This window comes from Variovorax sp. TLI9-5A, assembly GCF_056867935.1.
The window spans coordinates 5,481,192-5,494,427 of record NZ_CP200310.1 but is presented as its reverse complement, the minus strand read 5'-3'; the positions used below and the strand labels follow the sequence as shown (position 1 = coordinate 5,494,427).

Genomic DNA, 13,236 nt, shown 5'->3' with positions numbered 1-13,236 from the left:
CGCATTTGCTGATCAAAAAGGGCCGCAGCCTCGGGCATTCGCCTGAAGTTGAATGTCGTTGGATGGTTGATGTTTTTAACCACCCAACGGGGCGCCGTCCACGGCGGCGCTCGCGTTTGAGATTGAAATTCATGACCGACGCTTTTGAAGCGCAGGGCGAGTTCGCGCCTGTGCAATCCGCTACCCACAACGAATTCACCGCCGCCACGGACACCGTGTCCGAGGCGCCCATCCTCGAGGCGCTGGATGCAGCCGCCCCCGAAGCGGCTGCGGCCGAAGAACCCGCCAAGCCCAATGGCTTCATCAAGCTGGGTCTCGCGCCCGAGCTGATCGCCGCCGTGGCCGACATGGGCTTCACCCAGCCCACGACCGTCCAGGAAAAGGTCATTCCGATCGCCATGGGCGAACAGCCTGGCGCCGCCCAGTCGGCCCGCTTCGTCGACCTGATGGTGTCCAGCCAGACCGGTTCGGGCAAGACCGCAGCCTTCCTGCTGCCCGTGCTGCACACGCTGATCAAGCGCCAGGCCGAAGCCGAAGCCGAAGCCAAGGCCGAATTCCAGCGCCTGGCCGCCGAAGCTGCCGCCCGCGGCGAAGCTCCGCCCAAGAAGGCGAAGCGCAAGGATCCGACCAACGCCCGACATTTCAAGGCCGCCACCCCCGGCGCCCTGGTGCTGTGCCCGACGCGCGAACTCGCGCAACAGGTCGCGCACGACGCCATCGAACTGGTGCGCCACTGCCGCGGCCTGCGCATCGCGAACGTGGTGGGTGGCATGCCCTACCAGCTCCAGATCGCCCGCCTGCAGAACGCCGACCTCGTGGTCGCCACGCCGGGCCGCCTGCTCGACCTGCAGCGCTCGATGCAGATCAAGCTCGACCAGGTCAAGTTCCTGGTGGTCGACGAAGCCGACCGGATGCTCGACCTGGGCTTTGCCGACGACCTGGCCGAGATCAACCAGCTCACCATCGAACGCCAGCAGACCATGATGTTCAGCGCCACCTTCGCGCCGCGCATCCAGCAACTGGCCGCCCGCGTGATGCGCGAGCCGCAGCGCGTGACCATCGACAGCCCGCAGGAAAAGCACGCCAACATCAAGCAGGCGCTGTTCTGGGCCGACAACGCCCAGCACAAGCGCAAGCTGCTCGACCACTGGCTGCGCGACACCAGCATCAACCAGGCCATCGTGTTCGCGAGCACGCAGGTCGAGTGCGACGGCCTCGCCAACGACCTGCAGCAGGACGGTTTCAGCGCTGTCGCCCTGCACGGCGCCCTGAGCCAGGGCCTGCGCAACCGCCGCCTGATGGCGCTGCGCAGTGGCCAGGTGCAGATCCTGGTGGCCACCGACGTCGCTGCCCGCGGCATCGACGTGCCGACCATCACCCACGTCTTCAACTTCGGCCTGCCGATGAAGGCGGAGGACTACACCCACCGCATTGGCCGTACCGGTCGCGCGGGCCGCGACGGCATCGCCGTCACCTTCGCCGAATTCCGCGATCGCCGCCGGATCATGGACATCGAGCACTACAGCCGCCAGCAATTCAAGGCCGAGGTGATCCCCGGCATGGAGCCGCAGCAGCGCATGCCGCAATCGCGCCCCGACTTCGGCGGCCGCGGCCGTGAAGGCCATTCGCGCGACCGCAAGTTCGGTGGCGGCGGTGGCTATCGTGGCGGCAACGGCGGCGGTTACGCCGGCGCCAGCGGCTTCAATGACCGCAACTCGCGCGGCCCGGGCGCGGCACCTGGCCCGCGTGGCTTCCAGGGCCAGAACGCCGGTTTCGGCAGCGGCCGTGACGAAGGCGGCAACGGCGGCGGCTATGGCCGCAAGCCGGGCTGGGGCGACAGCGCCCCGCGCGGCGGCCACGGTCACGGCGGCGGCCGCGGCGACGGCGGCTTCGCGCCCCGCGGCAATGGCGCCGGCCATGGCGGCCCGGGCAAGGTGTTCGTGCCCCGCGATGCGCAAAAGCGCGCCTTCAAGCCCGGCCGCTGATCTTTTGGGGAACGCAGCCTGAGGGCTGCACCATCCCATCCTTGCGAAAGCCCGCGTTCTCACGAGCGCGGGCTTTTTCATTTCGGGTGCGTTCCGGGTTTCCGAGCACGCCGATGTCGCCGAGTTTGATTGACATCTGAATCGATGAAAAGTAATGTAATGGCGCATCACTTCCCCGGAGCCGTCTCGCGGCTGCCGGTTCATCGACACCTGCTTTTCGACTTTCGACATGAAAATTGCGATTCTTGGGGGTGGTCATGGCGCCTACGCGGCTGCTGCGGACCTGTCTGAAACCGGCCATGAAGTGCGCCTCTGGCGTCGGGATGCCGCAGCGCTCGAGCCGCTGCTGCGCGCGGGCGCGATCACGCTGAAAGACGCCGACGGTTCGCGCGAAGTACCCATCTCGCTCGTTACTGCCGACATCGGTGTCGCCATGCAAGGCGCCGAGCTGATCGTCATTCCCACGCCCGCCATCGCCCAGCACGACATCGCACTTGCGATGGCGCCGCACCTGGTCGACGGCCAGGTCGTCTTCCTGCCGCCGGGGACCTTCGGCAGCTACGTGATGGCGCGCACCGTGAAGGACGCCGGCAGCCGCGCCGACGTAGCCTGGGCCGAAACCGGCACCTTGCCCTATCTGGCGCGCAAGCACGGCGAGCGCGAAGTCAACGTCACCATCCGCGCCATCCGCCTGCCGACCGGCGTCTATCCGGCCCGCAAGGAGGCGCAGGCCATCGAGGTGATCCGCAGGGCCTATCCAGCTGTACATGGCTGCGGCGACGCTCTCTCGGGCGCGCTGATGAACGCAGGCCCTGTCATCCACCCGCCGCTGATGGTGATGAACGCCGCGCCGCTGCAGCACTTCGAGCGCTGGGACATCCACAACGAAGGCACGCAGCGTGCCGTGCGCGACGTAACCGACCGGCTCGACCAGGAGCGCATCGCCGTGCGCGAAGCCTTCGGGCAGGGCGCGCCGCACTATCCGCTGGCCGATCACTACAACAACGACCAATGGATGTACGGCGATGCGCACAAGCAGCTCGTCAAGTCGGGCGACTGGCGCGAGAACATCGACCTGCACACGCACCGCTACATCACCGAGGACAGCGAGCTCGGCCTCGCCTTTCTCGCCTCCGCCGCTCGCCATGCGGGCGTGGACGCGCCGATCGCGCACGGCCTGCTGGCCATCGTCGGTGGTTTTCTCGGACGCGACCTGCGGCGAGGCCCTCGCACCTTCGAGAGCCTGGGCTTCGCCGGCCTGAGCACCGCGCAGCTCAAGCAGAGGCTTCACGATGGCGAATGAAACGGCCTCGTTGCCCCGCTTCGCGGCCGTAGGCGCGGGCCGCATGGGGCGCGGCATCGCCATCGCGTTCGCCTATGCGGGCCACCGCATCTCGCTGATCGACCTGCGCCAGCGCACCGACGAAGCGTGGCAACGGCTGCGCGACGAAGCGAAGGCCGAGATCGACGCCAGCCTCTCGGGTCTCGCGCAGCTCGGCGTGATCGACGAGTCGAAGATCGCTGCCATCTCGGCACGCGTCGACTTCGTCAATGCCGCTGCCGCCCCGCAGGCATTGGCCGCAGCCGAGCTCGTATTCGAGGGCGTGCCCGAAACCATGGAGGCCAAGCGCGAAGCCTTCGAGCAGCTCAACCGCCATTGCCGTGACGACGCGATCCTCACCTCGACCACCAGCAGCATTCTGGTGACGCAGCTCGCATCGCTGGTGCGGCTGCCCGGCCGCTTCCTCAACATGCACTGGCTCAACCCGGCCTACGTGATCCCCGTGGTCGAGCTCAGCTGCCACCCGGGCACCGATGCCGCGGTGCTCGTGCGCACCAAGGCGCTGATGGAAGAGATCGGCAAGCTGCCAGTGGTCTGCGGCGCCTCGCCCGGCTACATCGTGCCTCGGCTGCAGGCGCTGGTGATGAACGAGGCCGCGCGGATGATCGAGGAGGGCGCCGCCACCGCGGAAGAAATCGACAAGGCCACGCGCTACGGCCTGGGCCTGCGTTTCGCGGCACTGGGCGTGGTCGAGTTCATCGACTTCGGCGGTTGCGACATCCTGCATCACGCGAGCCGCGAGATGTCGGCTTCGCTCGATGCCGGCCGCTATACCGCGCCGGCGATCGTCGGGCAGATGGTCGAACAGGGCCGACTCGGTCTCAAGAGCGGCAGCGGCTTCTACGAGTACGAGGGGCGCGACGTCGCGGCCTACCGGCGCGATGTGCTCTCGCGCACGCTCGGCGAGCTGCGCCACGCGGGCCTCTGGCGCGCACCTGCCGATCGAACCCTGTCATGAACATCCGCCGCGCATTTGCCGATCTTTCGGTGGGGCAGGTGCACTACGCGGCTTGCGGCGACCCTGCGGCGCCGGCTGTGTTGTTGCTGCACCAGTCGCCGCGCAGTTGGACAGAGTACCGCGCGGTGCTGCCGTTGATCGGCGAGCGCTGCAGGGCCATCGCAATGGATACGGCGGGCTTCGGTGACTCCGCCGACGGAGGTGTGCCGGCGAGCATCGAGCAGTGGGCGCGTGTGGCTTGCGAGTTGCTCGATGCATTGGGCATCGAGAAGGTCGACGTGGTGGGGCATCACACCGGCGGCGTTATCGCGGTCGAGCTTGCCGCGGCGTTTCCGCTGCGCGTTCGCAGCCTGGTGCTGTCATCCACGCCGTACACCGATGAATCCTTTCGCAAGGCGCGCGCGGAGCGCCCGCCCATCGATGAAGTCGCGCCGAGTGAAGACGGCACGCATCTCGCTGCACTGTGGCAGAAGCGCCAGGGCTTCTATCCGGCCGGCCGCCCCGATCTGCTCAAGGCTTTCGTGCTCGATGCATTGAAGGTGGGGCATCGCGTGGAAGAGGGGCATCGCGCCGTTGCGTCTTACCGCATGGAGGAGCGCATCGGCTTGATAGAGCAGCCCGTGCTTATCGTGCGTGCTACCGAAGATCCCTTTGCCGCACCTCACGCGGCGGAGCTGCAGCATCACCTGCCGCAGGCACGCATCATCGACATCGAAGGGGGCATGGTGCCGCTGCCCGAGCAGATGCCCGAAGCCTTCGCGCGCACGGTGCACGACTTTCTGGAGACGCTGCCGTGAAGGCCGTTCGCATCCACGGCTTCAATGCGACTCCTGTGCTTGAAGAGGTCGCCGACCCCGTGGCGCGACCCGGCCGCACCATCGTGCGCATGGAGGCTGCGACGGTCGGGCACATCGATCGCACCGTGTGGCGCGGGAGTTTCCTGCGCCATCCACCCTTGCCCTATACGCCGGGCGTCGAGGCCGCGGGCGTCATCGTCTCGAGTGAGCGCTACCAAGCGGGGCAGCGCGTATGGCTGCGCGGCAGCGGCCTGGGCACGCTCTTCGATGGCACCTGGTGCGAGCAGATCGAAGCGCCCGATGAAGCGCTCGGCTTGCTGCCAGATGCGGTGCCGATGCCATTGGGCGCAGCATTCTTCTCTCCCACGACCTCCGCGTGGGTGGCACTGCATGAAGTCGCAAAGCTGCAAGCCGGTGAACGCGTACTCGTGACTGGTGCGAGCGGTGCTGTCGGTTCGCTCGTGATGCAGCTTGCGCGCGATGCCGGTTGCGTCGCGGTTGCGATCGCACCGGATGCCGAGTCACCGCCAGTTGCCAGCGCCGATCTGCTGATCGATACCGTCGGTGGGAATGTGCTCGCTCGCACGCTGCCCGCAGTGCGGCCGGGTGGGCGGGCTGTGCTGATCGGCTATACGGCTGGCCCGGCACTGTCGCTCGACATCGCGCACTTTCTCCAGCGCGACGTGGCGCTGCTGCCCCTCAACATGTTCCGGCGCGAAGCCGAAGGCCGTGCTGCGGCCCCTGAATTGCTCGCGAGGCTGGCGGATGGCCGCCTGCATCTTGAAGTGCGACCTTTCGCGCTTGCGGATGCTGCTGCGGCACTCGACTGGATCGCGCAGCGCGGCCATCGCGGCCGCGCCGTGCTCGTGCCCCGCCTCTGAGCGGCGGAGCCGCTCAGTCTTCCTCCGGCTCTTCGACCGGCACTCGCACGTGCAGGTCGATCATCTGCCGCAGCGTCTGCTTGAGCTCTTCCGCGCGCCGCAGCCCGAAGGGTTCGAGCACGCGCCGTTCATGCTCGCGCGCCAGCTCCATCAGATGCTCGACTGCCTTGAGCCCCTTGCGCGTGATGCGCACCAGCGTGATGCGGCGATCACTCTCGTGGGGCAGGCGTTCGACCTGTCCGCGTGCTTCCATGCGGTCCAGCAGCCGCGTCACCGTGGGCTGCTTGGTCACGGTGACCTGCGCGAGCTGGCCGATGCTGATCGGCTCGCTGCCCGCGAGCGAGGCCATCACGCGCCACTCCGAGATGGAGAAGCCCTGCTGTCGCGCCACCTCGTGGAACTCCGAAGAGATCAGCTGGCTGGCCTGCGCCAGCAGCGCGGGCAGGTAGTCATCGACGAAGCGATGCGATTCGACGGGTTGATCAGCCATGAAGGCACCTCACAGTCGCCACGGGCACGCTGCTTGCATGTCTAGGGTAATTCATGATTGTGGATACATTCATTTGTCAACATTATATGAACCGCGATGCAGCTCCCGAAGTGCATCGTCCCACGACAGACAACAAGGACAGAGATGGCCGAGCGTTCATTCGTTGAAGAAGTCAAGAAACTGCGGCTTTCTGGTGGGGAAGTCTTTCGTGGCGAAGGCATTCTCGCGGTCACCAAGGCCCTTCTGGAGTCGGGAGTTTCCTACGTGGCCGGCTACCAGGGCGCACCCATCTCGCACCTGATGGATGTGCTGGCCGACGCCCAGGACATCCTCGCCGAGCAGGGCATCCGCTTCGAGAACAGCGCAAGCGAAGCCACCGCGGCTGCCACGCTGGCTGCCTCCGTCAACTACCCGCTGCGCGGCGCCGTCACCTTCAAGGCCACCGTCGGCACCAATGTGGCTTCCGATGCCTTGGCCAACCTGGCCTCTGGCGGCGTGACCGGCGGCGCGCTCATCATCGTGGGCGAAGACTACGGCGAGGGCTCCTCCATCATGCAGGAGCGCAGCCACGCCTTCGCGATGAAGTCGCAGATCTGGCTGCTCGATCCGCGACCCAACCTGCCCAGCATCGTCGACGCTGTGAAGCAGGGCTTCGATCTCTCCGAAGCCAGCAATACACCGGTGATGCTGCAGCTGCGCATCCGCGCCTGCCACGTGCACGGCCACTTCGTCGCGGGCGACAACAAGCGCGCGAAGTTCACGCTCAAGGATGCCCTGGAGAACCCCCGGCGCGATGTAGGCCGCATCGTGCTGCCACCCGCGAGCTTCGTGCACGAGCAGGAGAAGATCAAGGACCGCTGGCCCGCCGCCGTGCGCTTCATCGAGGAGCGCAAGCTCAACGAGTTCTTCTCCGAAGACGCCGACGACATCGGCATCATCGTCCAGGGCGGCAGCTACAACACCCTGCTGCGCGCCCTCGAGCGCCTCGGCCTCGCCGACGTGTACGGCAACACGAAGGTGCCGCTGTACGTGATGAACGTGGCCTACCCCGTCATCGAGAGCGAAGTGATCCGCTTCTGCGAAGGCAAGCGCGCAGTGCTCGTCGTGGAAGAGGGCCAGCCCAACTTCGTCGAGCAGAACCTCGCGACCATCCTGCGCCAGGCCGGCTCGTCGACGATGCTCCACGGCAAGGACATGCTCCCCGTGGCAGGCGAATACACAGCCTCCGAGCTGCTCAAGGGTGCACGCAGCTTCTGCGAACGCTACGAGCGCCTGGAGCCCTTGCCGGTACCCGTGCCCGTGCGCAAGGTGATTCCGCTGAAGGAGGTCGCTTCCGAGCCTGTGCAGTCTGCAGCGCCGCTCGCCGAGGTGGTCCACGCCCGCCCGCCGGGCTTCTGCACCGGCTGTCCCGAGCGCCCCATCTTCAGCGCGATGAAGCTGGTCGAGCGCGAACTCGGCCCGCACCACGTGAGCGCCGACATCGGCTGCCACCTGTTCTCCATCCTCCCGCCCTTCAACATCGGCAACACCACCATGGGCTATGGCCTGGGCGGGGCAGGCGCCGCTGCGCTCAACGCACCGGCGGGCAAGCGCGCGATCTCGATGATGGGCGACGGCGGCTTCTGGCACAACGGCCTGACCAGCGGCGTAGCGAACGCAGTCTTCAACAAGAGCGACAACCTCACCATCGTCGTCGACAACAACTACACCTCGGCCACCGGCGGGCAGGACATCCTCTCGTCGAACGCAGTCAACAAGACGCGCAGCACCGGACACGAGATCGAAAGCGCCGTGCGCGGCGTGGGCGTGAAGTGGGTGAAGACGATGCGCCGCACCTACGACATCGCCGGCATGCGCGATGCGCTCAAGGAGGCCCTGACCACCAGGGAGAAGGGCCCCAAGGTGCTCATCGCGCAGTCGGAGTGCATGCTCAACAAGCAGCGCCGCGAGAAGCCGCTGGTGCGCAAGGCCATCGCCGACGGCAAGCGCATGGTGCGCGAGAAATTCGGCGTCGACTCCGACACCTGCACCGGCGACCACTCCTGCATCCGCCTCTCGGGCTGCCCGTCGCTGTCGATCAAGCCCAATCCCGATCCGCTGCGCACCGACCCGGTTGCAACCGTGCTCGACAGCTGCGTGGGCTGCGGCGTGTGCGGCGAGGTCTCGCACGCCGCCGTGCTGTGCCCCTCCTTCTACAAGGCCCAGATCGTGAGCAACCCCAGCCGCTGGGACCAGCTGCGCGAGCGCGTGCGCGCCGCCGTCATCGGTTGGCTGCAGCGCGGCGAGGCCCGCCGCCGTGAAGCCTATGCCTTCTGAATGAGTCCCTTCATGCAAAGCGAAAACACTGTGTCGAATCGCCAGGGATACCGCGGAACCGGCTTTGCCGGGCCGCAGGTATCGCCCCCGGTAGGGGGGTGGCGGCTACACGAAGTGAGCAAGACTGGGGGCGAGTCATGAGCCCGATCAAGATCGCGATCCTCGCCATGGGCGGTGAGGGCGGCGGCGTGCTTGCCGACTGGATCGTCGACATGGGCGAGGCCAACGGCTACGTCGCCCAGACCACCTCCGTGCCGGGCGTGGCCCAGCGCACCGGCGCGACCATCTACTACGTCGAGCTCTACCCCGCCGCGCAAGCCGATGCAGACGGCGGCACGCCCGTGCTTGCGCTGATGCCGCTGCCGGGCGACGTCGACGTGGTGCTCGCGTCCGAGCTGATGGAAGCCGGCCGGGCCGTGCAGCGCGGCCTCGTCACGCGCGAGCGCACCACGCTCATCGCGTCCACGCACCGCGTGTTCTCCATCGCTGAAAAGAGCGCGATGGGCGACGGCCGCGTCGACAGCGACCAGCTCCTCGCGCATACCGCAGACGCGGCCAAGCGTTTCATCCGCTTCGACATGGCTCAGGCCGCCGAGGCTTCGGGCAGCGTGATCAGTGCGGTGCTCTTCGGCGCGCTGGCGGGATCGGGCGTGCTGCCATTCAGCCGGGCGCAATTCGAGGCCACCATCGAGCGCGGCGGCGTGGGCGTGAAGCCGAGCCTCAAGGCCTTCGGCGCGGCGTTCGACCGTGCGCAAGGCGGCGACGATGGCGAGCCTGCGAAGGAAGCGCCGATCGCCGCACCCGCGCCACAGCCGCGTCACCCTGCCGTGCGCGCACTCGTAGAGCGCGTGCAGCGCGACTTCCCGGCCACGGCACAGGACCTGCTGCTCGAAGGCGTGCGCCGCCTCATCGACTACCAGGATCCGGCCTACGCCAGCCTCTACCTCGACCGCATGGCATCCATCGCGGCCTTGCCGGCGGGCGACCACCGCCTGCAGCGCGAGACCGCACGCCACCTCGCACTCTGGATGTCCTACGAAGACACCGCCCGCGTCGCGGCGCTGAAGACCCGCGCCACCCGCTTCGAGCGCGTGCGCGGCGAGGCCCGCGTGCAGCCCGGCCAGGTGCTCGCCATCAATGAATACATGCACCCGCGCCTGCAGGAAATCTGCGAGACCCTGCCCGGCGGCATCGGCCGCTGGCTGATGAACTCCACGCTGCCGAAGAAGATCGTCGAGCGCTTCACGCAGCACGGCCGCGTGATCCAGACCAGCTCCCTGCGCGGCTACCTCATGCTGCGCATGGTGGTTGCCTGCAAGCGCTGGCGCCTCTCCACCATGCGCTACGCCGAGGAAAACCGCCGCATCGAGGAATGGCTGCAACGCATCGCCGCCACCGCGCAGCGCAATCCGGAGCTTGCCGTCGAGCTCGCCCAGTGCCAGCGCCTCGTCAAGGGCTACAGCGACACGCACGAGCGCGGCATCCGCAACTACGACACCGTCATGCGCGCCTTCGAGCGCGCAGGCAACGCCCTGGCGCCGGCCACGCTGCGCGAATTGCGCGACGCCGCATTGGCCGACGAGCATGGCCACAAGCTGCAGGCCGCGCTCGCGCAGCACGCGCTGGCCTGAAGAGACGAGAACGACGATGAGCACTCCCTCAGCCACTCTCTCGCTGCGCGTCACAGAGGCGCGCGAACTGAATCCGCTGATCCGCATGCTGCGCTTGCGCGCCGACGACGGCCGCGCGCTGCCAGGCTTCACGGCGGGCGCCCACATCCGTGTGCAGGTGTCCCTGCCCGACGGCAAGACCGACTGGCGCCACTACTCGCTCATCAACTTCGACACGGCGCGCAACGCCACCAACGCACCGGCCGAATACGTGATCGCCGTGCGCAAGGAAGCCGAAGGCCGGGGCGGTTCGCGCTTCATGCACGAAGGGCTGAAAGAGGGCGACACCATCGCCATCGAGCCGCCGAAGAACGACTTTCCCCTGCACACCGGCCCCGGCGGCACTGTGCTTGTGGCCGGCGGCATCGGCGTCACTCCGCTGGCCACCATGGCCGCGCGCCGCCGTGCCGAGGGCGTAGCCGTGCGCATGCACTACGCCGGCCGCAGCCGCGAGCTGATGGCCTTCCTGCCCGAGCTGCAGGCGCTGCTGGGCGACGACCTGCGCGTGCACGCCGATGCCGAGGCCGGCGCACCGCTCGCCATCGATGCGCTGCTCGACAGCATTCCCGCCGGCGACCGGCTCTATGTCTGCGGCCCCAAGGTCATGCTCGACGCGGTGCTCGAACGCACGCAGGCGCGTGGTTGGGAACACGACCGCGTGCACTTCGAGCTCTTCACCGAGCCTGTCGCGGAAGAGGGCGACCAGCCCTTCGAGGTGGAGCTGGCCCAGTCCGGGCAGCGCTTCACCGTGCCGGCAGACCAGAGCATCCTCGACTGCCTCGTCGAGCACGGCTGCGACCCGATGTTCGATTGCAAGCGCGGCGAATGCGGTGTGTGCGCCGTGCCGGTGCTCGAAGGCGAGATCGACCATCGCGACTACGTGCTCACCGCCCGCGAGAAGGCGGAAGGAAACGTCATGCAGATCTGCATCTCGCGCGCCAAGGGTGCGCGCCTGGTGCTGGACATCTGAAGCAAGGAGACATGAACCCCATGACCTCGTACAGAGACAACCCCGACGCCGTCCGCGCGCTGGTTCAGAACGACCGGGTGCACCGCGATCTGTACACAAGCCAGGAACTCTTCGAGCTGGAGCAGGAGCACTTCTTCGCCAACACCTGGAACTATGTCGGCCACGAGAGCCAGCTGCCCAAGCCCGGCGACTGGATCAGCAACGAGATCGCCGGGCGTCCGCTGATCGTGGTGCGCCACTCCGACGGCAGCGTGCGCGTGATGATGAACCGCTGCGCCCACAAGGGCTCGCGCCTCGTCAATGGCCCCTGCGGCAACACCGGCAAGTTCTTCCGCTGCCCCTACCACGCCTGGACCTTCAAGACCGACGGCGCGCCGTTGGCGATCCCGCTGAAGACCGGCTACGAGAACACCCAGCTGCACGAGTGCGAATCGGGCAAGGGCCTGACCACCGTGAAGCACGTGCGCAGCCATCGCGGCTTCATCTTCGTGAAGATCAACGATGCCGGCCCCGATTTCGACGAGTACTTCGGCGACTCGCTGAGCTCCATCGACAACATGGCCGATCGTTCGCCCGAAGGCGAGCTTGAAATAGCAGGCGGCTGCCTGCGCTTCATGCACCAGTGCAACTGGAAGATGTTCGTGGAGAACCTCAACGACACCATGCACCCCATGGTGGCGCACGAATCTTCCGCCGGCACCGCCAAGCGTATGTGGGCCGACAAGCCCGAGAGCGAGCCCAAGCCCATGGCGGTGGAGCAGTTCGCGCCCTTCATGTCCGACTACAAGTTCTTCGAGGACATGGGCATCCGCACCTACGACAACGGCCACAGCTTCACCGGCGTGCACTTCAGCATCCACAGCAAGTACAAGGCGATCCCCGAGTACGACAACGCCATGAAGGCGCGCTATGGCGAGGAGAAGACGGCGCAGATCCTCGGCATGGCGCGGCACAACACGGTGTACTACCCGAACCTCACGATCAAGGGCGCGATCCAGGCGATCCGTGTGGTCAAGCCGATTTCGGCCGACAGGACGCTGATCGAGAGCTGGACCTTCCGCCTCAAGGGCGCGCCGCCGGAGTTGCTGCAGCGCACCGCCATGTACAACCGTCTCATCAACTCGCCGTTCTCGGTGGTGGGCCACGACGATCTGCAGGCCTATCGCGGCATGCAGGCCGGCCTGCATGCGAGCGGCAATGAGTGGGTGAGCCTTCATCGCGACTATGACCCCGCGGAGCTGAAGGGCGGCGAGATCACCACCGGCGGCACCAACGAGCTGCCGATGCGCAACCAGTACCGCAGCTGGGTCCAGCGCATGACAGAGACGATGTGATGGCCGGCACCGCAGAAATCACCCGCCAGGATTTGATCGATTTCGTCGTGAACGAAGCTCACCTGCTCGACACCCGCCGCTACGAGGAGTGGAACGCACTCTTCACCGACGATGCCTTCTACTGGGTGCCACTGATTCCCGACCAGGAAGACGGCCTCAACCACACCTCGCATCTCTACGAGGACAAGCTGCTGCGCGAGCTGCGCATCGAGCGCCTGAAGAGCCCGCGCGCCTTCTCGCAGCAGCCGCCGAGCCGCTGCCACCACCTGCTGCAGGTGCCGGTGGTCGAGCAGTTCGATGCGGAAGCCAACCGCTACGTGGTGCGCACCTCGTTCCACTACACGGAGTCGCAGGGCGACGAGATCCAGTTCTACGTGGGCACCTTCTTCCACCACCTCACGGTGCAGGACGCCGCGCTGCGCATGACGCTCAAGCGCGTCAACCTTCTCAACTGCGACGCGGCCCTGCCGGCCGTGCAGCTCTTCATCTGACA

At 67.0% G+C, this 13,236-nt stretch carries 12 protein-coding genes; 10 read left to right on the top strand and 2 right to left on the bottom strand.

Features of this window, described 5'->3' with window-relative positions; translation table 11 throughout:
- Window positions 1-131: 131 nt before the first annotated feature.
- On the top strand, window positions 132-1,985 hold the full coding sequence (locus AC1VNX_RS26165) for a DEAD/DEAH box helicase (protein WP_483160522.1): 1,854 nt from the start codon (window positions 132-134) through the stop codon (window positions 1,983-1,985).
- On the opposite strand, the gene AC1VNX_RS26160 is transcribed toward AC1VNX_RS26165, so the two are convergent.
- Entirely contained in the window at window positions 1,969-2,244 is a 276-nt protein-coding gene (locus AC1VNX_RS26160; RefSeq protein WP_483160521.1) for a hypothetical protein, read from the bottom strand. The two genes, AC1VNX_RS26165 and AC1VNX_RS26160, sit on opposite strands and share 17 nt — an antisense overlap.
- Between AC1VNX_RS26160 and AC1VNX_RS26155 the strand changes: the two genes are divergently transcribed.
- The 4 genes from AC1VNX_RS26155 to AC1VNX_RS26140 are packed head-to-tail and all read left to right on the top strand — an operon-like array spanning window position 2,215 to window position 5,963.
- Window positions 2,215-3,288, top strand: coding sequence for an NAD/NADP octopine/nopaline dehydrogenase family protein (locus tag AC1VNX_RS26155; protein ID WP_483160520.1), 1,074 nt, complete (start codon window positions 2,215-2,217; stop codon window positions 3,286-3,288). The genes AC1VNX_RS26160 and AC1VNX_RS26155 overlap by 30 nt on opposite strands.
- Window positions 3,278-4,285 carry a 3-hydroxybutyryl-CoA dehydrogenase gene (locus tag AC1VNX_RS26150; protein ID WP_483160519.1) on the top strand — a complete coding sequence of 336 codons (1,008 nt, stop codon included), beginning with the start codon at window positions 3,278-3,280 and terminating at the stop codon, window positions 4,283-4,285. The genes AC1VNX_RS26155 and AC1VNX_RS26150 overlap by 11 nt, the downstream gene beginning before the upstream one ends.
- Window positions 4,282-5,082, top strand: a complete 801-nt coding sequence (locus AC1VNX_RS26145) for an alpha/beta fold hydrolase (RefSeq protein ID WP_483160518.1) — start codon at window positions 4,282-4,284, stop codon at window positions 5,080-5,082. The genes AC1VNX_RS26150 and AC1VNX_RS26145 overlap by 4 nt, the downstream gene beginning before the upstream one ends.
- On the top strand, window positions 5,079-5,963 hold the full coding sequence (locus AC1VNX_RS26140) for a quinone oxidoreductase family protein (RefSeq protein WP_483160517.1): 885 nt from the start codon (window positions 5,079-5,081) through the stop codon (window positions 5,961-5,963). Before AC1VNX_RS26145 ends, AC1VNX_RS26140 begins: the two co-directional genes overlap by 4 nt.
- Window positions 5,964-5,976: 13 nt before the next feature.
- Here the strand turns inward: AC1VNX_RS26140 and AC1VNX_RS26135 are convergent, their stop codons facing one another.
- Complete coding sequence (locus AC1VNX_RS26135) at window positions 5,977-6,453, bottom strand: MarR family winged helix-turn-helix transcriptional regulator (protein WP_483160516.1); 477 nt, start codon at window positions 6,451-6,453, stop codon at window positions 5,977-5,979.
- Window positions 6,454-6,597: 144 nt separating this feature from the next.
- Here AC1VNX_RS26135 and AC1VNX_RS26130 point away from each other — a divergent pair, with 144 nt between their 5' ends.
- The 5 genes from AC1VNX_RS26130 (at window position 6,598) to AC1VNX_RS26110 (ending at window position 13,234) form a co-directional block, all read left to right on the top strand.
- The gene (locus AC1VNX_RS26130) at window positions 6,598-8,769 is read left to right on the top strand and encodes a thiamine pyrophosphate-dependent enzyme (RefSeq protein ID WP_483160515.1); all 2,172 of its coding nucleotides are present in this window, start codon (window positions 6,598-6,600) and stop codon (window positions 8,767-8,769) included.
- Window positions 8,770-8,906: 137 nt separating this feature from the next.
- Complete coding sequence (locus AC1VNX_RS26125) at window positions 8,907-10,400, top strand: indolepyruvate oxidoreductase subunit beta family protein (protein WP_483160514.1); 1,494 nt, start codon at window positions 8,907-8,909, stop codon at window positions 10,398-10,400.
- 16 nt (window positions 10,401-10,416) lie between these two features.
- Window positions 10,417-11,409: a PDR/VanB family oxidoreductase gene (locus AC1VNX_RS26120; RefSeq protein ID WP_483160513.1), complete on the top strand. Its 993-nt coding sequence runs from the start codon at window positions 10,417-10,419 to the stop codon at window positions 11,407-11,409.
- Window positions 11,410-11,429: 20 nt separating this feature from the next.
- Entirely contained in the window at window positions 11,430-12,743 is a 1,314-nt protein-coding gene (locus AC1VNX_RS26115) for an aromatic ring-hydroxylating dioxygenase subunit alpha (RefSeq protein ID WP_483160512.1), read from the top strand.
- A complete protein-coding gene (locus AC1VNX_RS26110; protein WP_483160511.1) occupies window positions 12,743-13,234 on the top strand; it encodes an aromatic-ring-hydroxylating dioxygenase subunit beta in 492 nt (163 codons plus the stop codon). The genes AC1VNX_RS26115 and AC1VNX_RS26110 overlap by 1 nt, the downstream gene beginning before the upstream one ends.
- The last annotated feature ends 2 nt before the right edge of the window (window positions 13,235-13,236 follow it).

What these genes read in the sequence shown, in the direction of transcription:
- AC1VNX_RS26165 (WP_483160522.1), top strand. Translation starts at nt 132, where the DNA reads ATGACCGACGCTTTTGAAGCGCAGGGCGAGTTCGCGCCTGTGCAATCC.
- AC1VNX_RS26155 (WP_483160520.1), top strand. Translation starts at nt 2,215, where the DNA reads ATGAAAATTGCGATTCTTGGGGGTGGTCATGGCGCCTACGCGGCTGCT.
- AC1VNX_RS26160 (WP_483160521.1), bottom strand. Translation starts at nt 2,244, where the DNA reads ATGACCACCCCCAAGAATCGCAATTTTCATGTCGAAAGTCGAAAAGCA.
- AC1VNX_RS26150 (WP_483160519.1), top strand. Translation starts at nt 3,278, where the DNA reads ATGGCGAATGAAACGGCCTCGTTGCCCCGCTTCGCGGCCGTAGGCGCG.
- AC1VNX_RS26145 (WP_483160518.1), top strand. Translation starts at nt 4,282, where the DNA reads ATGAACATCCGCCGCGCATTTGCCGATCTTTCGGTGGGGCAGGTGCAC.
- AC1VNX_RS26135 (WP_483160516.1), bottom strand. Translation starts at nt 6,453, where the DNA reads ATGGCTGATCAACCCGTCGAATCGCATCGCTTCGTCGATGACTACCTG.
- AC1VNX_RS26130 (WP_483160515.1), top strand. Translation starts at nt 6,598, where the DNA reads ATGGCCGAGCGTTCATTCGTTGAAGAAGTCAAGAAACTGCGGCTTTCT.
- AC1VNX_RS26125 (WP_483160514.1), top strand. Translation starts at nt 8,907, where the DNA reads ATGAGCCCGATCAAGATCGCGATCCTCGCCATGGGCGGTGAGGGCGGC.
- AC1VNX_RS26120 (WP_483160513.1), top strand. Translation starts at nt 10,417, where the DNA reads ATGAGCACTCCCTCAGCCACTCTCTCGCTGCGCGTCACAGAGGCGCGC.
- AC1VNX_RS26115 (WP_483160512.1), top strand. Translation starts at nt 11,430, where the DNA reads ATGACCTCGTACAGAGACAACCCCGACGCCGTCCGCGCGCTGGTTCAG.
- AC1VNX_RS26110 (WP_483160511.1), top strand. Translation starts at nt 12,743, where the DNA reads ATGGCCGGCACCGCAGAAATCACCCGCCAGGATTTGATCGATTTCGTC.